An 18,930-nucleotide genomic window follows, 5' to 3' on the forward strand; every position below is an offset into this window, starting at 1 on the left:
TTCATGATGCTGGAAGAAAAAGAGTCAGATAGAATTGAATCTATCGATTAGGAGAAGACGATGAAAAAAGAACGTGTCGATGTTTTAGCGTTTAATCAAGGATTATTCGAAACACGAGAAAAAGCCAAACGAGCTGTGATGGCTGGGCTAGTTTACGATGCCAAGAATGAACGTTTAGACAAACCAGGTGAAAAAATCTCGATCGAAACGGTTTTACAAATCAAAGGTCAAAGTTTGGCTTATGTATCTCGCGGCGGTTTGAAGTTAGAAAAAGCGTTGAAAGATTTTGATGTTTCGATCGATCAAAAAATCTTATTAGATATTGGATCTTCCACCGGCGGTTTTACCGATGTCGCTTTACAAAATGGTGCAACACTAAGTTATGCCCTAGATGTTGGCTACAATCAATTGGCTTGGAAATTACGACAAGACGAACGGGTCATCGTAATGGAACGGACAAATTTCCGCTATTCAAAATTAGCAGACTTTGAACATGGCCAACCAAACTTTGCGACGATCGATGTGTCATTTATTTCCTTGAAATTGATTTTACCGCCGTTACATGAGATCTTGACGGATGATGGCGATGTTGTCGCATTGATCAAACCGCAGTTCGAAGCAGGTAAAGAATACGTTGGGAAAAAAGGGATCATCAAAGATCCGAAGACCCATTTGATGGTTTTAAAAGAAATCACTGATTTTGCGACTGCTCATGGATTTGACGTCCAAGAATTGACATTCTCACCGATAACCGGTGGCGAAGGAAATATCGAGTTTCTTGCTCATCTTAAAAAGGTGCCTGAAACAGGTCAATTGAATCCAACGATCGATTTAGAAGATGTAGTCGCGCAAGCTCATCAACGTTTAGACAAGTAGCGAGTAAAGGAGAACAAGGGATGAGAAAAAAAGACCGGCATCAACTGATCACACAATTACTGAGTGAGTTCGATGTAAAAAAACAAGAAGATTTTGTTGAGATTTTGGCGCAACAAGGTGTGATCGTCACACAAGCAACGATCTCGCGCGATATCAAAGAGATGAAGTTAATCAAAGTACCGGCACAAAACGGTGGCTATCGTTACAGTATGCCGCGTAAAGAACCAGAAGATGTGAATGAAAAATTAGGCGATTTATTAAAAGATGCCGTGATCTCGGTTGATCAAATGGAGAAGTTCATCTCTGTAAAGACACTGCCGGGGAACGCTTCGGCGTGTGCAAATCTATTAGAAAAACAATTTTTTAAAGTCTTGTTCACCACTATGAATGATGACGACGGCGTATTGATGATCGCACGAACACAAGAGGATGCGGTCTGGATCCATCATGAGATCTTGGCGAAAAGTCAAAATAATTAGCTTGCTGGAATAACAGTATTATCCGGCATTTCAGTCAGCAAATACATTAGTAAGATAAGGGGAACGAAACATGTTACAAGAACTGACCATCAAAAATTTTGCGATCATTTCTTCCTTGCATTTAGGTTTTACTGATGGGATGACTGCTTTGACGGGAGAAACAGGTGCCGGCAAATCGATTATTATCGATGCGGTCAGTCTCCTTGCAGGCGCACGTTCTTCCATGGAATACATCCGTCAAGGCAGTGAAAAATGTCTCGTGGAAGGTTTGTTCGATCAACCAGAACAAGCTGAATTCAAAGTATTATTAGAAGAGTTAGGGATCGAAGTCGATGAAGCTGGCTTGATCGTCCAAAGAGATTTGAATCTATCTGGAAAAAGCGTTTCGCGGGTCAATGGACGAATCGTCACGTTAGCGAATTTACGTCGAATCGGTCAATACTTGGTCGATATCCAAGGACAAAACGACCATCAAGAATTGATGCATCCGGAATCACATCTACGGTTATTGGATAGCTTTGGCGATGCAAAATTTCAAACGGTCAAAAATACTTATAAGCTAGCTTACCAGTCCTATCAAACATTGGCGAACCAAGTGAAAAAGTTCAAACAAAATGAACAAACATTTGTCCAACGTATCGATATGCTGAAATTTCAACAAGAGGAAATCGGTAATGCTGAACTTATGCTCGGCGAAGAAGATCGTTTGATCGAGGAACGGGACAAATTGACGAATTATCAAAAAATCGTTGATAGTTTTTCTTACAGTTATCAAGCGATGACGAATGAAGAGACGAGTGCCTTAGATGCGATTGGTTCTGCTAGCCAAGAACTTCAGACGATCGCTTCTTTAGATAAAGATTTTGAGACGATTTCAGATAATGTTCATAGCGCTTATTATTTATTGCAAGATGCAGTCAGTGAAATCGGCCGGCAATTAGATTTGCTTGAATTGGATGAAGAACGTTTGGATCAAGTCAATGAACGGCTAGAATTGATCCATCAGTTGAAACGCAAGTACGGTGATTCAATCGAAAAAATCTTGCGGTATTACGATCAGATCAGCCAAGAATTGTTAGATTCTGATTTTTCAGGCGATAAATTAGAAAAGTTAGAAAAAGAATTAGCGGAAAAAGCAGCCGTTTTGCAACAGCTAGCTGAAAAGCTGCAAGCAGCCAGAATGGCAATGGCTAAAAAACTAGAGACAGCGATCCAACATGAATTAAAAGATCTCTATATGGAAAACGCCCGTTTTGAGGTCACGTTCAAACCGATTCGTTTTTCGGCCGACGGAATCGATGAAGTCGAATTCTATATCACTACGAATCCTGGAGAGCCGTTGAAACCCTTAGTAAAAGTAGCTTCGGGCGGGGAGATCTCTCGAGTGATGTTGGCCTTGAAGACGATTTTTTCAAAAACACAAGATTTGACTAGTATCGTTTTTGATGAGGTCGATACAGGTGTCAGCGGTCGGGTAGCCCAAGCAATCGCAGATAAGATCTATCAAATCGGTGAAAATTCACAAGCCCTATGTATCACCCATCTACCGCAAGTAGCAGCCAAAGCAGATCATCAACTCTTTATCCGTAAAGAAGTGAGCGATGGTCGGACGACCACTAAGGTCGAAGAATTGTCTGAAGGTGAACGTACAAAAGAAATTGCACGGATGTTGGCAGGGACAGAGATCACCGAACTGACGGTCCAACACGCTAAAGAACTCTTACAATTAGCAAAAAAATAGAATCTGGAACAAAAGTAGCTAATACTTTTGTCTCAGATTCTTTTTTTACGAAAAAAGGTGCTGAAAAGTCAGCTGCGTTTGCTGAGAACGCATAGACCGGATTTCAACCTCGTTGATTACATAATACTGATGATGCTGCTTAAGATCAATGAACCGATGGTCAATATCAACATCGTCCAAATAACGATCTTCGTTACTTTAGAAAAAGTACTCGTGGATTTTTTCTCACTCATGGTGTCACCATCCTCAAAAAATTTCAAGTTTATCATACTCTATTTTTCTGCACTCCGCAAATTAGAGCGAAAAACTTTTAAAAATACTAAACAATTTTTTTTGGCTAATCTGCAAATTTCAATTGTTAAAACTTGCTAAATCCTATATATTTTTAAATGAAATGCAACACGAATGTAATGCGAATACAGTATAGTGAACAGTAGTAATTTGAAGAGGAAGGACTGTTTCTTTTGGCAACTTTTTCACCTATTTTAATTTTATGGTACATTTTTCCAGTCATCGTTTTTTTTGCATCTGATTATATCGTCAATTTATTTAAATTGAAACAACGCTTCAACATAAAAACCCCCGATATCACCGTGCCGTTTTTGATCGTTGGGATGCACGAGATCTCAAAAAGTTTCAGCACGTTTTCTATTTTACCTTATTTTTTGTTAACGATTTTATTATTAGGTATCGGTGTTGTTGTTTTTCAAGCATATCGTTATCGTGAAATCATGTACGGACGCTTTTTCAAGATGTTCTGGCGTATGACATTCTTATTGTCGATCTTGATGTATTTTCTGTTGATAATCGTTAGTATTTTAAGCTTTTTTTAAACAATAAAAACTTTTTAAAAACTGCGAATTACTTTTATAGTGACTGAAATTACAATATGGTTAGTAAAGGTCAATAAAGTGTTATTTTTGTTTTTTACAAAGTGTGGTAGATTGTGGGTGATTGTGGTAGACTAAACTCATGTAGTGGGGAAGGGGTGTAGTCTAGATGTTCATGGGCGAGTTCCAGCACAATATCGACGCAAAAGGGCGTTTGATCGTGCCATCAAAATTACGTGAACAACTAGGTGAAAAGTTTGTGGTTACCCGCGGTATGGATGGCTGCTTGTTTGGATACCCTTTAACTGAATGGAATCAATTAGAAACCAAGTTGAATGAGATGCCGCTTTCTAAGAAGGATGCGCGTGCCTTTGTTCGTTTCTTTTATTCCGCTGCTACTGAGTGTGAGATCGATAAGCAAGGACGGATCAATATCCCTGCATCGTTACGCACCCACGCATCTTTAGAAAAAGAATGTGTCATTATCGGTGTGGCCAACCGGATCGAGATCTGGGATCAAGTCCGCTGGAATGACTTTACGAAAGAAACAGAAGCAAGCTTTGATGACATTGCAGAGACAATGATCGATTTTGGATTTTAGAGAAGAGGATTAATCATGACAGACTTTCAACATACAACTGTTTTGCTCCACGAGACAGTTGATGGTCTAGCAATCAAACCAAACGGAATTTATGTTGATTGTACATTAGGCGGCGCTGGACACAGTGAATACTTGTTGAGCCAGTTGGAGACAGAAGGACACTTATATGCTTTTGATCAAGATCAAAAAGCAATCGATAATGCAAAGATTCGTTTAGCAGATTATGTTGCCAAAGGGCAAGTAACATTTGTTAAAGCAAATTTTAGAGAACTTAAGCATGCCTTGAATCAATTAGGTGTGACTGAGGTCGATGGGATTTTATATGATTTGGGTGTTTCATCACCCCAACTCGATGAAGCTGAGCGTGGGTTTAGTTATCATCAAGATGCACCGCTGGATATGCGTATGGATCAATCAGCACCTTTAAGTGCGTACCAAGTCGTCAATGATTATTCTTATCATGACCTAGTAAAGATCTTCTTCCGTTATGGGGAAGAAAAATTCTCTAAACAAATCGCTCGTTTGATCGAACGTCATCGAGCAGACAAGCCAATTGAAACAACTGGTGAATTAGTAGAAATCATCAAAGAAGCGATCCCGGCTCCGGCCCGTCGCAAAGGTGGTCATCCGGCAAAACGTGTTTTCCAAGCGATCCGAATCGCTGTCAACGATGAATTAGGTGCGATCGAAAGCTCATTAGAACAAGCCATCGAGCTGATTTCAGTCGGCGGCAGAGTCAGTGTGATCACGTTCCATTCATTGGAAGATCGGATCGTCAAAACAATGTTCAAGGAATTCAGTACGCCGAAGGATATGCCGCCAGGCTTACCGATCGTACCTGAAGAATTCCAGCCCATTTTGAAATTAGTCAATCGTAAGCCAATCACAGCTTCCGAAGAAGAATTAGAAGCAAATAATCGTGCTCGCAGCGCGAAATTACGGATCGCCGAGAAAGTGAAGAAAGGATCAGATTAATGGCAGAACTAAAGAACGAGCAAAATTATCAATTTGATCCTAAATTTGATCCTAAATTAGAAGAAATCCAACAAACACCGGATTCTTTTGAAGTCTTCGTTTCTCCAGGAGATCGACTAAAACGTATTTCAAAAGTCGAAAAATTGGCAGTCGCTGCCTTTTTGGTAATGGTGCTGGTACTGTCGATTACGATGGTCAATTATCGTAATGCCATCAGCAAAACGCAAAATGAAATTACGAGTATCCAAACGGACATTGATGCAAAAGGAAAAACAGCCACTCAACTGCAACAAGAAAAAAGCGAGTTGTCTCGTTCTGATCGTTTGAAGGAAGTTGCTGAAAAAGCGGGGCTTTCGATCAATGACGCTAATTTAAGGAAAGTGAAGTAAATGAGCTTTAAAAAGCTAAAAAGAAAAATCCGTAAAATGAATTTGACTCCGATGAACAATCGCAAAAAAGTAGGCGTTATTTTGTTTGCTACGAGTATTGGGTTGTTCTTTTTGTTTGCCGTCCGAATGATCTATGTCGTGGCGGGCGGACAGGTAGCAGGCACTTCGTTAAAAGAAAAAACGCAAGAATTGTATAAAGGTGGAGAAGTCGTCAAAGCTAAACGCGGTACGATCTATGATCGTAACGGCGAAGTGATCGCTGAAGATTCGACCTCATACTCTATCTATGCGGTGCTATCAGAAAGTTTTGTTTCTGGTGATACGAAACTATATGCGCAAGAAAAACATTTTAATGAATTAGCTTCTATTTTAAATCAATATTTAGGTATCAAAAAGAAAACGGCACTTAAAACCCTAAAAGGGGGGCTTAACAGTGACGGTACAAGTAAATATTATCAAGTAGAGTTTGGCAATAAAGGCCAAAATATTTCTGAAGATACGAAACAAAATATCGATGAAGCGATGAAAAAAGCTAAAATCAAAGGACTGTACTTCAAAGAGCATACTTCTCGTATGTATCCAAATGGCAATTTTGCTTCGCATTTTATTGGTTATACGCAATCAGATAAAAACGAAGAGCTTGTCGGAATGATGGGTGTCGAAGCAGCTTATGATGATGTCTTGAAAGGAACAGACGGGAAAGTCGTTTACCAAAAAGACAAAAATCAACGTCCAATCCCAGGAAGTGTTGCTGAAGAGAAAAAAGCCGTTGATGGGGAAGATATTTATACGACCTTAGATTCAGGGTTGCAAAGTTATCTTGAAACCTTAATGGACAAAGTCAATTCTGAAGCTGAACCAGCTGAATTGACGGCAACATTGATGCAAGCCAAAACCGGGGATATCTTGGCGATGTCTCAACGGCCAACCTTTAATCCTGAAACAAAAGAAGGCTTGGGCGAATCGGATGCTTGGCGAAACTTCTTAGTTGAAGATACGTACGAACCAGGTTCAACAATGAAAGTCTTCACGACGTCAGCCGCAGTCAACGAGGGCGTTTTTAATGAAAATGAAAGTTATGTCTCTGGTAAAATCCAAGTCGGAGATGCGACGATCAATGACTGGGACTTTGGTAAAAAAGGTGTCTTAACGATGCGTCAAGCTTTATCATGGTCTAGTAACGTCGGTATGGTGAAATTAGAAGAAAAACTGGGAGATAAATGGCCTGAATATGTCAATCGCTTCGGCTTTGGTAAGAGTACCTACTCTGGATTGCCCGGAGAAGCTTCCGGATCATTACCAACCTCCAATATCGTCGACCAAGCGATGAGTTCTTATGGTCAAGCGATCGGGGTAACTAATTTCCAAATGATGCGCGGCTTTACAGCTGTAGCGAATGACGGAAAAATGTTGCAGCCGCATTATATTTCTAAAGTATCCAACCCTAACACGAATAAAGAAATCGTCACGGAACCAGAAGTCGTCGGTGAGCCGATCACAGCTGAAACGGCACAAAAAGTACGGGAGTATATGCGTGGTACGATTGAAAGTGAAAATTATGGTTCGGCTTATGACCAGTACAGTGTACCGGGGTATCATATTTCGGCCAAAACCGGGACCGCCCAAATCGCTGAAAATGGGGCGTATTTGACTGGGGACACGAATTATATTTATTCGATCGCGTTGATGGTTCCTTCTGAGGATCCTGAATATATTTTGTATTTAACAATGAAACAACCGCAACATTACTCAGCAGGGATCCTAGGTGAAATCGCCAACCCATTATTGACTCGGGCGATGGATTTCCAAAGTGATAGCACAAGTAGTGAAACGGATTCGACCGATACTGAGAGCAACACTAAAGTAACCGTCGAAGATTATCGCAATCTTTCGACGGCCAAAGCAGCTGCTGATGCGAATAAACGTGGCTTGACTGCTGTCGTAGTCGGTGATGGCGACAAAGTCGTCAAACAATCTGCGAAACCAGGCGAGAAAGTCATGGCTAACGAACATTTGATCTTGATGACTGACGGTACGAAAGAAATGCCGGATGTTCGCGGGTGGTCAAAAGCCGATATCTTAAAATTGACCAATCTATTGGATATCGATGTCACGTTCAAGGGTGACGGCTATTGTACGAAACAAAGTATTGCTCCTTATGCAGAAATAGGGAAGAAAAAATTGAAAATCACCTTAGGTTAGGACTGGAGAGAAAAAAATGGAACCGGCACAATTATTTATCGCTTTTGCCAGTAGTTTTGCAATTACTGTCGTAAGTATGCCATTTGTCATTGGCTATTTTAGAATGAAGAAACAAGGACAAGAGATTCGTGATGAAGGACCGAAGTGGCACAATTCAAAAGCAGGGACACCAACAATGGGTGGCTTGAGCTTTTTAGCAGCTGCGGTGATCACATCACTTTGGTATAGTGTTTGGACACATCAAATGTCAACGTCGTTATTGATTTTAGTTTTCGTCTTGTTGCTGTATGGAATCATCGGTTTCTTAGATGATTTCATCAAGCTAGCGAAAAAACAAAATGAAGGCTTGACTTCGCGTCAAAAATTCATTGCTCAAGTCGTTGTTGCAATCATCTTTTATGTCGTATATCACATGGAAGGTTATCCAAACACATTGAATTTCTTTGGAATGGAATTGCCTTTGAGCATCTTCTATGGCTTATTCGTGATCTTTTGGTTGGTCGGTTTCTCTAACGCAGTCAATTTGACTGATGGTATCGATGGTTTAGTTTCCGGACTGGGAACGATCTCTTTTGCAACCTATGCGATCATCGCATGGAAGCAACAACAATATGAAGTGTTGATCGTCTGTCTAGCAGTTATGGGCGGACTTGTCGGCTTCTTCCCTTACAATAAAAAACCAGCTAAAATCTTTATGGGTGATGTCGGTTCTTTAGCATTAGGCGGGTTGTTAGCGGCTGTATCGATCGTCCTTCATCAAGAATGGACATTGCTATTAGTCGGCTTGGTCTATATTTTTGAAACAGCAAGTGTGATTATTCAAGTAACTTCATTTAAAATGACAGGTAAACGTGTTTTCAAGATGTCGCCATTGCATCATCATTTTGAGATGTCTGGTTGGTCTGAATGGAAAGTAGATACCGTTTTTTGGTTAGTTGGCTTAATCGCCTCTATTATTGTTTTATTGATCGTATTGTAGGAGATGACTAGAAGATGAAACAGATCAAAACATATGAAAATGAAAAAGTATTAGTATTAGGATTAGCGAAAAGCGGATATAGTGCGGCTGAGTTATTAAATGACTTAGGCGCACTTATTACGGTAAACGACGGAAAACCTTTTGAAGAAAATCCTGAAGCACAAGGCTTATTGGAACAAGGGATCCGTGTGATCACCGGTAGCCATCCAATCGAATTACTCGATGAAGATTTTTCTTTGATGGTCAAAAATCCTGGGATTCCGTATGACAATCCTTTGGTGGCTAAAGCAGAAGAATTACATATCCCAATCTTGACCGAAGTGGAGTTGGCTTACCAAGTCGCTGAATGCCCAATCGTTGGTATTACCGGAACGAATGGCAAAACGACAACAACGACCATGATCGGTCTATTATTGAATCAAGAACGTCAAGCAGGTAAAGCGCATCTTGCCGGAAATATCGGTTTTCCTGCGAGTGTTGTTGCTTCAAAAGCGCAAGCAGAAGATGATATCGTGATGGAATTGTCGAGTTTCCAATTGATGGGCGTCGAAGCTTTCAAACCTCAGATCGCAGTAATCACGAATATCTACGAAGCACATTTGGATTATCATAAGACCCGTAAAAATTATGTGGCTGCCAAATGGTCGATCCAAGAAAATATGACAGAAGAAAATTATTTAGTTTTAAATTGGAATTCCGAAGAATTACAAGCCATGAGCAAAAATACGGGCGCACAAGTCGTTCCTTTTTCGACAAAAGAAAAAGTTGCTGACGGGGCGTACTTGTTAGACGGCAACCTTTATTATAAAGAAGAAAAAATCATGGCCGCTGATGAGTTAGGTGTGCCAGGTGCACATAATATTGAAAATGCTTTGGCTGCGATCGTCGTAGCCAAATTAAAAGGTGTTTCAACCGAAGCGATCCGCCAAGCATTGAGTACATTCCATGGCGTGCCTCATCGGACACAATATGTCGATACGATCGAAGGCCGCAAGTTTTATAATGACTCTAAAGCGACAAACAGTTTAGCAACTGAAATGGCGTTGAGTGGTTTTGACAATGACAAATTGATCTTATTAGCGGGCGGTTTGGATCGCGGCAATGGCTTTGATGAATTGATCCCTTCATTAGAAGGAATTAAAGCAATTATTCTTTTCGGCGAAACCAAAGATAAGCTGGCTGAGACTGCTGAACGTGCCGGTATTGAAACGATCATTTTAACGTCAAATGTTGAAACAGCAGTACCATTAGCCTATGAACAAAGTGAAGCAGGCGATAGTATTTTACTTTCTCCCGCCAATGCAAGTTGGGATCAATACCCGAACTTTGAGATCCGTGGAGATAAATTCATGCAAGCAGTCAAGCAATTAGAAAAGTAGGGAAAATAATAAAATGAGAATACTCGTTACAGGCGGCGGCACGGGCGGACACATCTATCCAGCCTTAGCATTTATCCGCTACGTACAAAAAATCCAACCGGACTCTGAGTTCCTATATGTTGGGACACATCGCGGTTTGGAAAATAAGATCGTGCCTGAAACAGGCATTTCGTTTAAAACAATTAAAATCCAAGGCTTCAAACGCAGTCTTTCTTTAGACAATGTGAAGACAGTCAAGTTATTCATTGAAAGTATCAAACGTTCAAAAGAAATTTTACGAGAATTCAAACCCGATGTCGTGATCGGAACAGGCGGTTATGTTTCTGGATCGGTGGTTTATGCGGCGACGAGAATGAAGATCCCGACGATCGTACATGAACAAAATAGTGTCCCTGGAATCACAAATAAATTCTTGAGCCGTTTTGCTGATCGAGTAGCGATTTGTTTTCCCGATGCTGCACAGTACTTTGCTGCTGAGAAAACGGTTTTAGTCGGGAATCCTCGTGCTCAAGAAGTTGTTGCCAGCGGAAAATCTGATGTTCTGGCAGAATATGGACTGAAATCAGAAGTTCCGACTGTCTTGATCTTCGGCGGGAGCCAAGGTGCGCTCAAAATCAATCAAGCAGTGATTCAAGCGTTACCTAAATTTGCGCAAAAAGACTATCAAGTCTTATACGCTTCTGGTGATCGTTATTTCAATGAAATCACAGAAAAATTTGATATCGATAAAATAAGTCCTAATTTGTCCCTGCAACCGTACATAAAAAACATGACGGACGTTATGGCGAATGTTAATCTATTGATTGGGCGTGCGGGTGCTACTTCGATTGCGGAGTTTACAGCTTTAGGACTACCAGCAATTTTGATCCCGAGTCCCTATGTGACGAACGATCATCAAACGAAAAATGCTCAAAGTCTAGTCAACGCTGGAGCAGTCGAAATGATAGCTGACGCAGAGCTCACAGGTGAAAACTTAGTAGCTGCCGTCGATGCGATCATGAATGATGCAGAAAAACGTGAAGCGATGGCTAAAGCATCACGCCAAGAAGGCATTCCTGATGCAGCTGAACGTCTGTGGTCATTAGTTAATGATATTGTTAAATAACTTTTGGGGGTGAAGATCATTAGTCGCAAAGAATTTCCAGAAGAACCAAATGAAAGCCAAAAACCGGCAGAACCTGAAATACTTACGCCTTGGCAATTAGCTAATATGGAGTATATGAAACAAAAAGCACTTGAGAACAAAGAAGCGCAACCGGAAGAGTCACTTTCAGAATCTGAAGAGGCTGAAGCAGCTGCTGATGATCTTCCGACAGAACCTGAAAAAGAATCAGAGAATGTAGCCGCTATAAAAGAAAAAAATACGGCTTCTGAAGATCCAGAACCTGAAGAAATACCATCAGAAGAAGTTAAGCTGCCAAGTGGACCTAGAAACGGATCATTTTTGGATCGTTTGCCTAATATCCGTCATGAGCGCAACCGTTTGTTGGTTCGCCGCTCATCAATCTTGATTGGTTTGTTTGCGATCCCTGCACTGTTTTTACTGTATTATATTTCACCGTTAGCTGATTTAGGGGCGGTCACGATCAAGGGAAATGAACATGTCGCAACTGAAACGATCAAACAAGAACTTGATTTCAATATCGGCGGCAATCTATGGAGTCAATTCTTTGGCCGCAACGATAATGTGAAGCAGTTAAAGAAACAAGAATTGCAGATTGAAGACGCAACTGTGCGGATCGACGGCTTTAATCACTTTGCAGTGACGATCAAAGAATATGCGGAAGTTGCTTACTTAGAAAGCAATGGTAAATATTCGCCGGTCATTTCAAGTGGTAAAGTGATCCCGATCGAGGTTGAAAAAAGCGATGGCAGTTTGCCAATTCTAGAAAGTTTTACCAGCTCCAAACGGATCTTACATGTATTGGATCAGTACAAAAAACTGTCAGAAGAGGTCAAGCAAGGAATCTCTCAAATCAAATACGCACCGACTAGTGAGAACAAAGAGCTATTAGAAATCCTGATGAACGATGGGAACAAGGTATTAGTCAGCATCGATGATCTAGGTAAAAAAATGAATTATTATCCACAAGTCGTTGAACAAATGAATGAAAAAGAAATAAAAGGTGTCGTAGATATGGAAGCTGGAATTTACAGCTATCCTTATGAGGACAATTCTTCAGAAGCAGATACGACTCAAAGTACAACAAATCAATCAGAAACAACCGAAGCACAATGATTAAATTTATTGCAAGAAAGTGTTGATTCTTCTTTTTCATTCTAGGGAATATGTGTTAAAATTGGAGGCAGTGAATTACTTGCAAAAAATAATATTTCATGCTTGATATCAAGAAGAACGTGAAATCTTGAAAAAAAGCATTTATCTGAAAATAGGAGGGAATCCCATTCATGGCAAAAGCAGGAATGTATGTAGGTCTTGATATCGGGACAACATCGATCAAAGTTGTTGTTGCCGAATATATCGACAGCCAAATGAATATCATTGGTGTTGGAAACGCAAAATCAGAAGGAATCAATCGTGGGATTATCGTCGATATCGATAAAACAGTCAACGCGATTCAACGAGCAGTAAGACAAGCTGAGGAAAAAGCTGGGATTCAAATCAAAAGTGTCAGCGTAGGACTACCTGCTAATTTATTAGAAGTTGAGCCTTGTCAAGGAATGATCGCTGTCAACAATGATTCAAAAGAGATCATGGATGATGACGTTCGTAATGTCGCTTCAGCCGCAATGGTTCGTTCATTTCCTCCTGAAAGACAAATCGTTGCTTTATTGCCGCAGGAATTTACGGTTGATGGCTTTGAAGGCATCAAAGATCCTCGCGGAATGATCGGTGTTCGTCTAGAAATGTTCGGTTTGGTATTTACTGGACCTAAGACGATCATCCACAACATCACAAAATGTGTTGAAAAAGCGGGTCTGACTGTTGCAGAAACAGTGATCACTTCATTAGCTCTAACAGAATCAACATTGTCTGATGGCGAAAAAGATTTTGGCACGATCGTGATCGACATGGGTGGCGGTCAAACGACCACTGCTGTGATGCACGATCAACAATTGAAATATACACATGTAGATCAAGAAGGCGGCGAGTTTGTCACAAAAGACATCTCGATCGTGTTGAATACATCATTCAATAATGCCGAAGCATTGAAAATCAATTATGGCGATGCGTATCCTAGTCGTACATCTGCAGAAGAAGAGTTCCCAGTCGATGTGATCGGCAAGTCAGAACCAGTCAAAGTGGATGAACGCTATTTATCAGAAATCATCGAAGCTCGTTTAGAACAAATCTTCCGTAAAGCGAAAGATGCTCTAGATGATATCGAAGCGCTTGACTTACCAGGCGGAATCGTTTTAACTGGTGGAGCAGCTAGTTTACCAGGCGTTGTTGATTTAGCAGAAGAAATTTTTGGTACGACAGTGAAATTACACGTACCAAATCAAATGGGTCTAAGAAATCCGGTCTTCACAAATGTGATCAGCATCGTGAACTACTCTGCTGATCTAAGTGATGTTTACCACTTAGCCAAATCAGCAGTAACTGGCGAAAAAGTTACGTTATCTTCTTCACCACAACAAGTGACTTCTGTTTCAAAAACACCGGTATACGATGATTATGAAGCAACAACTGAATATGAAGAAGAACCAAAACCAAAAAATGAAGAAAAAGTTACTGGGAAGATCAAAGACTTCTTCTCTAATATTTTTGACTAATTCGTAGGAGGAATACAAAATATGGAATTCTCAATAGATAACAATATTAACGAAGGTGCAGTTATTAAAGTTATCGGTGTAGGTGGCGGAGGCGGAAATGCCATCAACCGTATGATCGAAGAAAACGTTAAAGGCGTGGAATTCATCGCTGCCAATACTGATGTGCAAGCATTAAAAAATTCAAAAGCCGAAACAGTTATTCAATTAGGCCCTAAATATACGCGTGGTCTAGGTGCTGGTTCTCAACCAGAAGTTGGTCAAAAATCAGCAGAAGAAAGCGAACAATTTATCAGTGATGCATTAGAAGGCGCAGATATGGTCTTCATCACTGCCGGCATGGGCGGCGGAACTGGTACTGGTGCTGCTCCGGTCGTAGCGAAAATCGCTAAAGACTTAGGCGCTTTAACAGTCGGCGTTGTTACACGTCCATTCAGCTTTGAAGGACCAAAACGTGGTCGTTTCGCGGCAGAAGGTATTGCTTTATTGAAAGAAAACGTTGATACATTATTGATCATCTCAAACAACCGTTTACTAGAAGTTGTTGACAAGAAGACGCCAATGCTTGAAGCATTCCGTGAAGCAGATAATGTTTTACGTCAAGGTGTTCAAGGTATCTCTGATTTGATCACTGCTCCTGGTTACGTAAACTTGGACTTCGCTGATGTGAAAACCGTAATGGCTAATCAAGGAACAGCCTTGATGGGTATCGGTGTTGCCAGCGGTGAAGAACGTGTTGTTGAAGCAACGAAGAAAGCTATTTCTTCTCCATTGCTAGAAACTTCTATCGATGGTGCTGAACAAGTATTGTTAAACATCACTGGTGGCTTAGACATGACATTGTTCGAAGCACAAGATGCGTCTGATATCGTTGCAAATGCTGCAACAGGTGATGTAAACATCATCTTAGGTACATCAATCAATGAAGAATTGGGCGACGAAATCCGTGTGACAGTTATCGCGACAGGGATTGACCCAACAAAAAAGGAGCGTAAGACTACTCGCAATACACAACGAGCTAGTCAAGTCCAATCCGTTCCACAAAAACAAAATTTAGATATCGAACCTGCACGTAATACTGAAAGCCAATCTGCTTTTGGTGAATGGGATATTCGTAAAGAAGAAAATGTGCGTCCTCGCGTAGAAGAAACACAATTTGATAATATCGAAAAGAAAGAATTTGAAACCTTTAATCGTGAAGAAGTTAAAACTGACAAAGATGAGGAATTAGATACACCACCATTCTTTCGCCGTAGAAAATAAAAGGGGGAGAGCACATGATCGCTGAAAACTTGCATAGAATCGAGCAAGAGATTCAGGAGTCGTGTGCTCTTGTTTCTCGTAAACCAGAGGAAGTAACGTTGGTTGCGGTAACCAAGAGTGTCGATTCCAATGCAGCAGAAGAACTTATTAAATTGGGTGTCAGAGATATCGCAGAAAATCGAGTAGATAAATTACTAGAAAAGAAGCAAGCTCTGACGGATTATCCACAAGTAAGATGGCATCTTATTGGCAATTTGCAGCGTCGCAAGGTAAAATTGATTATAAATGAAATTGATTACTTTCATGCGTTAGACAGTTTACGTTTAGCACAAGAGATCCAAAAGCGTGCAGAACACAAGATAAATTGTTTTATTGAAGTCAATGTTTCAGGTGAAGAATCCAAACAAGGGATTGCCCCTGCTGAGCTACAAACGTTTATCGAAGGATTAGCAGAGCTAGATAAGCTCAACATCGTAGGCTTGATGACGATGGCGCCTTATGAAGCAACGCAAGCGGATATCCGAGCTATTTTTGCAAATTTGAAACAGCTTCAAGTACAAATGAAAGAACTAAACTTGCCATACGCGCCATGTACGGAGTTAAGCATGGGAATGAGCCAAGATTTCAGTTTAGCAATTGAAGAAGGTGCTACTTTTGTTCGGGTTGGAACAGCACTATTCAAGAAAGGCTAGGTAAAGTTAATGGGAATTAATTTAGCGAAAATCACTGATTTTTTTGGTTTAGCTGATGATGATGATATGTACCACCATGAAGTTGCCGCACCAGCAGCCCCTGCACAAAAAAAGAAGCAGGTCAGCCGCCCAAAACAGAGTGCGCCAGCTAAAAAAGAACGGATGAAAGTACGTCCTACATATCAAAAACAAGTTGCGCCACAAAAGCAACAACCAGTGATGCCACAAAGGCAAGCACAATCCGTTGTTGAGCCTCAGCTGACAAATCGTCGGTCTGATGTGATCAAACAAAAAGTTGAAACAACACCTGTTACTAAGAATGAAAAAGTTGTGGCAATGCCTAACAATAATCGTTCACAACGGTTTACACCGAAGACAGAAACAAAAAACAAAGATCGTATTTCTGTTATTGAACCCAAGTCATACTCTGAAGCTACCTCGATTGCAAAACGAGTTGGACAAGGGGAAGTTGTGTTGATCAACTTTGAATCCTTAGACGAAATGAAAGCGCGTCGGATGGTCGATTTTTTGACCGGTGTCGTATTCATGATCGACGGAGATATCAAACGGGTTGGCAATGAAATGTTTTTGTGCACACCAACAAATTATGAAATCAACAATTCTTCATTGAGCACGATGGTTGATGAAGATATCTATGGGTTAGGAATGTAAAGGAGAAATTTATTGAGTTTACTAATTACACTATTTAATGTATTGAGCCGACTAGTTTATTTCTATACGATCCTTTTGGTCGTTTATGCATTGATGTCTTGGTTTCCTGGGGCGTATCAATCAAAACTTGGTCAGTTGTTAGGTAAGATCTGTGAACCATTTTTAGATTTATTTCGGCGTTTACCGCTCCAATTTGGCGGTATCGATTTTTCTGTCATGGCAGCGATCATAGCCTTAAATATTGCGTTGGAGGTTCTGCAAAAAATTCTGATTAGTCTTATTTATTAAGGAGGTGCCACATGAACGCAAATGTCTATCAACATTTTAGGCCCGAAGAGCATCCATTTGTTGATAGTGTTGGTGATTGGCTAGAACAAGTCGAAAGCCAGTACGCACCTTATTTGACGAATTTTTTAGATCCTCGACAAGCCTATATTTTAGAAATCTTAGTTCAAGAAAATAGTGATCTGAAGTTTTCTTTTTATGGCGGCTATGAACATGCTGAACGTTGCCGCTGCATGATCTATCCAGAGTATTACGAGCCCACGATCGAAGATTATGAATTAGTCATGATCGAAGTCAAGTATCCACAAAAATTCGTGGAGCTTTCTCATGGGAAAATTTTAGGTACATTGATGAGTGCCGGAATCAAACGGGATTACTTTGGAGATATCATCTCAGATGGTGACCGCTGGCAAATCTTTTTAGCCAAAGATTCTGCTAGTTATATCATCAATCAAGTCACCAAAATCGGTCGAGTAACGGTTCATCTAGAAGAACGGCCATACACAGAGATCATCGTACCAAAGGATAGTTGGCAAGAAGAAAGTATGACTGCGACATCGCTACGTTTAGATGCGATCATTTCGACAGTCTATAATATCTCACGTCAGCGCTCCAAACAATTAGTTGAAGCAAGTAAAGTCAAAGTTAATTGGGCAGTCAATGAGCGGCCTGATTATGTCCTTGATTTATTAGATGTCGTTTCAGTCCGTGGTTTTGGTCGAATCCAGATCCAAGGATTAGAAGGAAAAACAAAAAAAGAGAAATTTCGTTTACGTTTAGGCGTATTACGAAAATAAATTTATGAGGTGAACAAAAAATGGCATTAACTCCATTAGATATCCAAAATAAGAGTTTCTCCACTAAAATGCGTGGATATAATCAAGATGAAGTCGATGATTTCTTAGATATGATCGTACGCGATTATGAAGACAGTATCGCGAAAAATCGTGAATTAGAAAAAGCATTGAAACATTCAGAAGAAAAACTAGAATATTTCAACGAATTAAAAGAAGCTTTGAATCAATCAATCGTTGTTGCACAAGATACCGCCGACAAAGTAAAATCTTCTGCCAGCAAAGAATCAGAAGTGATCGTTACTTCTGCTCAAAACCGTGCGGATGAATTGATTTCTAATGCGATGCAAAAAGCCCATCTGTTAACAACAACAGCTGAAGACAAAGCGAAAGAAATCTTAACCGATGCTACTGAAAAAGCTCGTCAATTAGCAACAGAAACAAATGATTTGAAGAAATCAACTCGTGTTTTCCATCAACAATTATTATTATTGTTAGAAACACAATTAGATCAAGCACGCAGTGGGGATTGGGATGAAGTCCTAAAACCGATGTCTACATACATTGGCGATAGCCACGAAGTCTTGCAAGAAGTTTTAGCGAACGAACTTGACAATGATACTGTGAATGCAGTAGACTCAAGTGAACCAATCATTATCGACGAACCACAAGAAGATATGGGTTTGACGATTGATATTCCTGAATTGATTAAATCAGACGAAGAGTAAACAGCTAGAACAGAAAAGCTGATTAGATTCTTTTAAGCGAGCCGATGAGAGTGAAAGTTCGGCAAGACCCTCTAATTAGAAAGATCCTCTAGTATCGATCAATTGCGAACATTCAGTAGCAGTTGACGCATCATTGCGTTAAAGATGATTAGAGGAAACTTTCATGTTTCAAATTTTGGGTGGTACCACGACAAGCTCGTCCCTTTGCGGATGCGCTTGTTTTTTTGTCGTTTTTTTGCAAAACTACCTGGTAAAAATAGCGTAACTCTTTTTAAGAATGATCAAAACAGTCTAAAGCAGTAATGAAAAA

20 protein-coding genes are annotated in these 18,930 nt (G+C 40.3%); 19 read left to right on the forward strand and 1 reads right to left on the reverse strand.

Annotation, left to right across the window (positions count from 1 at the left end; genetic code table 11):
- The first annotated feature begins 60 nt into the window (after positions 1–60).
- From ACQKTA_RS00810 to recN, 3 genes are all read left to right on the forward strand, one after another.
- Positions 61–876, forward strand: a complete 816-nt coding sequence (locus tag ACQKTA_RS00810; RefSeq protein ID WP_332580591.1) for a TlyA family RNA methyltransferase — start codon at positions 61–63, stop codon at positions 874–876.
- A gap of 20 nt (positions 877–896) precedes the next feature.
- Entirely contained in the window at positions 897–1,355 is a 459-nt protein-coding gene (locus ACQKTA_RS00815; RefSeq protein WP_332580590.1) for an arginine repressor, read from the forward strand.
- 70 nt (positions 1,356–1,425) lie between these two features.
- Positions 1,426–3,096: a DNA repair protein RecN gene (gene recN, locus ACQKTA_RS00820; protein ID WP_427813844.1), complete on the forward strand. Its 1,671-nt coding sequence runs from the start codon at positions 1,426–1,428 to the stop codon at positions 3,094–3,096.
- 116 nt (positions 3,097–3,212) lie between these two features.
- Here the strand turns inward: recN and ACQKTA_RS00825 are convergent, their stop codons facing one another.
- Positions 3,213–3,329: a DUF4044 domain-containing protein gene (locus tag ACQKTA_RS00825; RefSeq protein WP_332580588.1), complete on the reverse strand. Its 117-nt coding sequence runs from the start codon at positions 3,327–3,329 to the stop codon at positions 3,213–3,215.
- Between the two features lie 231 nt (positions 3,330–3,560).
- On the opposite strand from ACQKTA_RS00825, the gene ACQKTA_RS00830 reads away from it, so the two are divergent.
- The 16 genes from ACQKTA_RS00830 to ACQKTA_RS00905 all read left to right on the forward strand — a co-directional run bounded on the left by ACQKTA_RS00830 (position 3,561) and on the right by ACQKTA_RS00905 (position 18,620).
- Entirely contained in the window at positions 3,561–3,929 is a 369-nt protein-coding gene (locus tag ACQKTA_RS00830) for a DUF3397 domain-containing protein (RefSeq protein ID WP_332580587.1), read from the forward strand.
- 166 nt (positions 3,930–4,095) lie between these two features.
- On the forward strand, positions 4,096–4,527 hold the full coding sequence (gene mraZ / locus ACQKTA_RS00835; RefSeq protein WP_332580586.1) for a division/cell wall cluster transcriptional repressor MraZ: 432 nt from the start codon (positions 4,096–4,098) through the stop codon (positions 4,525–4,527).
- 15 nt (positions 4,528–4,542) lie between these two features.
- Positions 4,543–5,502, forward strand: coding sequence for a 16S rRNA (cytosine(1402)-N(4))-methyltransferase RsmH (gene rsmH, locus ACQKTA_RS00840; protein WP_407856632.1), 960 nt, complete (start codon positions 4,543–4,545; stop codon positions 5,500–5,502).
- A complete protein-coding gene (gene ftsL, locus ACQKTA_RS00845; protein ID WP_407854779.1) occupies positions 5,502–5,891 on the forward strand; it encodes a cell division protein FtsL in 390 nt (129 codons plus the stop codon). Before rsmH ends, ftsL begins: the two co-directional genes overlap by 1 nt.
- Positions 5,892–8,093, forward strand: coding sequence for a penicillin-binding transpeptidase domain-containing protein (locus ACQKTA_RS00850; RefSeq protein WP_427813845.1), 2,202 nt, complete (start codon positions 5,892–5,894; stop codon positions 8,091–8,093). It begins immediately after the preceding gene.
- Positions 8,094–8,109: 16 nt separating this feature from the next.
- Positions 8,110–9,072: a phospho-N-acetylmuramoyl-pentapeptide-transferase gene (gene mraY / locus ACQKTA_RS00855; RefSeq protein ID WP_407856635.1), complete on the forward strand. Its 963-nt coding sequence runs from the start codon at positions 8,110–8,112 to the stop codon at positions 9,070–9,072.
- A 14-nt stretch (positions 9,073–9,086) separates the two neighbouring features.
- Positions 9,087–10,451, forward strand: coding sequence for a UDP-N-acetylmuramoyl-L-alanine--D-glutamate ligase (gene murD / locus ACQKTA_RS00860; protein ID WP_427813846.1), 1,365 nt, complete (start codon positions 9,087–9,089; stop codon positions 10,449–10,451).
- A gap of 13 nt (positions 10,452–10,464) precedes the next feature.
- Positions 10,465–11,556: an undecaprenyldiphospho-muramoylpentapeptide beta-N-acetylglucosaminyltransferase gene (gene murG, locus ACQKTA_RS00865; RefSeq protein ID WP_427813847.1), complete on the forward strand. Its 1,092-nt coding sequence runs from the start codon at positions 10,465–10,467 to the stop codon at positions 11,554–11,556.
- A gap of 3 nt (positions 11,557–11,559) precedes the next feature.
- Positions 11,560–12,690 carry a cell division protein FtsQ/DivIB gene (locus tag ACQKTA_RS00870; protein WP_427813848.1) on the forward strand — a complete coding sequence of 377 codons (1,131 nt, stop codon included), beginning with the start codon at positions 11,560–11,562 and terminating at the stop codon, positions 12,688–12,690.
- A 170-nt stretch (positions 12,691–12,860) separates the two neighbouring features.
- Positions 12,861–14,189: a cell division protein FtsA gene (ftsA, locus tag ACQKTA_RS00875; protein ID WP_427813849.1), complete on the forward strand. Its 1,329-nt coding sequence runs from the start codon at positions 12,861–12,863 to the stop codon at positions 14,187–14,189.
- A gap of 21 nt (positions 14,190–14,210) precedes the next feature.
- Positions 14,211–15,449 carry a cell division protein FtsZ gene (gene ftsZ, locus ACQKTA_RS00880; RefSeq protein ID WP_332580577.1) on the forward strand — a complete coding sequence of 413 codons (1,239 nt, stop codon included), beginning with the start codon at positions 14,211–14,213 and terminating at the stop codon, positions 15,447–15,449.
- 14 nt (positions 15,450–15,463) lie between these two features.
- Positions 15,464–16,141 (forward strand): YggS family pyridoxal phosphate-dependent enzyme, encoded by a 678-nt coding sequence (locus ACQKTA_RS00885; RefSeq protein ID WP_427813850.1) that lies wholly within the window; start codon positions 15,464–15,466, stop codon positions 16,139–16,141.
- Positions 16,142–16,150: 9 nt separating this feature from the next.
- Complete coding sequence (locus tag ACQKTA_RS00890; protein ID WP_427813851.1) at positions 16,151–16,813, forward strand: cell division protein SepF; 663 nt, start codon at positions 16,151–16,153, stop codon at positions 16,811–16,813.
- A gap of 12 nt (positions 16,814–16,825) precedes the next feature.
- Entirely contained in the window at positions 16,826–17,101 is a 276-nt protein-coding gene (locus tag ACQKTA_RS00895; protein ID WP_407854774.1) for a YggT family protein, read from the forward strand.
- 11 nt (positions 17,102–17,112) lie between these two features.
- Positions 17,113–17,895 carry an RNA-binding protein gene (locus tag ACQKTA_RS00900; RefSeq protein WP_427813852.1) on the forward strand — a complete coding sequence of 261 codons (783 nt, stop codon included), beginning with the start codon at positions 17,113–17,115 and terminating at the stop codon, positions 17,893–17,895.
- Between the two features lie 20 nt (positions 17,896–17,915).
- The gene (locus ACQKTA_RS00905) at positions 17,916–18,620 is read left to right on the forward strand and encodes a DivIVA domain-containing protein (RefSeq protein WP_332580572.1); all 705 of its coding nucleotides are present in this window, start codon (positions 17,916–17,918) and stop codon (positions 18,618–18,620) included.
- Positions 18,621–18,930: the final 310 nt, after the last annotated feature.

The sequence above is a fragment of the Enterococcus sp. 22-H-5-01 genome (assembly GCF_050310005.1).
Lineage (GTDB): Bacteria > Bacillota > Bacilli > Lactobacillales > Enterococcaceae > Enterococcus_A > Enterococcus_A hailinensis.

Excerpts from the sequence above, each read along its gene's own strand:
- ACQKTA_RS00905 (WP_332580572.1), top strand. The coding sequence starts at position 17,916 with ATGGCATTAACTCCATTAGATATCCAAAATAAGAGTTTCTCCACTAAA.
- mraY (WP_407856635.1), top strand. The coding sequence starts at position 8,110 with ATGGAACCGGCACAATTATTTATCGCTTTTGCCAGTAGTTTTGCAATT.
- rsmH (WP_407856632.1), top strand. The coding sequence starts at position 4,543 with ATGACAGACTTTCAACATACAACTGTTTTGCTCCACGAGACAGTTGAT.
- ACQKTA_RS00900 (WP_427813852.1), top strand. The coding sequence starts at position 17,113 with ATGAACGCAAATGTCTATCAACATTTTAGGCCCGAAGAGCATCCATTT.
- murG (WP_427813847.1), top strand. The coding sequence starts at position 10,465 with ATGAGAATACTCGTTACAGGCGGCGGCACGGGCGGACACATCTATCCA.
- ACQKTA_RS00810 (WP_332580591.1), top strand. The coding sequence starts at position 61 with ATGAAAAAAGAACGTGTCGATGTTTTAGCGTTTAATCAAGGATTATTC.
- ftsA (WP_427813849.1), top strand. The coding sequence starts at position 12,861 with ATGGCAAAAGCAGGAATGTATGTAGGTCTTGATATCGGGACAACATCG.
- ACQKTA_RS00885 (WP_427813850.1), top strand. The coding sequence starts at position 15,464 with ATGATCGCTGAAAACTTGCATAGAATCGAGCAAGAGATTCAGGAGTCG.
- recN (WP_427813844.1), top strand. The coding sequence starts at position 1,426 with ATGTTACAAGAACTGACCATCAAAAATTTTGCGATCATTTCTTCCTTG.
- ACQKTA_RS00825 (WP_332580588.1), bottom strand. The coding sequence starts at position 3,329 with ATGAGTGAGAAAAAATCCACGAGTACTTTTTCTAAAGTAACGAAGATC.
- ftsZ (WP_332580577.1), top strand. The coding sequence starts at position 14,211 with ATGGAATTCTCAATAGATAACAATATTAACGAAGGTGCAGTTATTAAA.
- ACQKTA_RS00815 (WP_332580590.1), top strand. The coding sequence starts at position 897 with ATGAGAAAAAAAGACCGGCATCAACTGATCACACAATTACTGAGTGAG.
- ACQKTA_RS00890 (WP_427813851.1), top strand. The coding sequence starts at position 16,151 with ATGGGAATTAATTTAGCGAAAATCACTGATTTTTTTGGTTTAGCTGAT.
- ftsL (WP_407854779.1), top strand. The coding sequence starts at position 5,502 with ATGGCAGAACTAAAGAACGAGCAAAATTATCAATTTGATCCTAAATTT.
- mraZ (WP_332580586.1), top strand. The coding sequence starts at position 4,096 with ATGTTCATGGGCGAGTTCCAGCACAATATCGACGCAAAAGGGCGTTTG.
- ACQKTA_RS00850 (WP_427813845.1), top strand. The coding sequence starts at position 5,892 with ATGAGCTTTAAAAAGCTAAAAAGAAAAATCCGTAAAATGAATTTGACT.
- murD (WP_427813846.1), top strand. The coding sequence starts at position 9,087 with ATGAAACAGATCAAAACATATGAAAATGAAAAAGTATTAGTATTAGGA.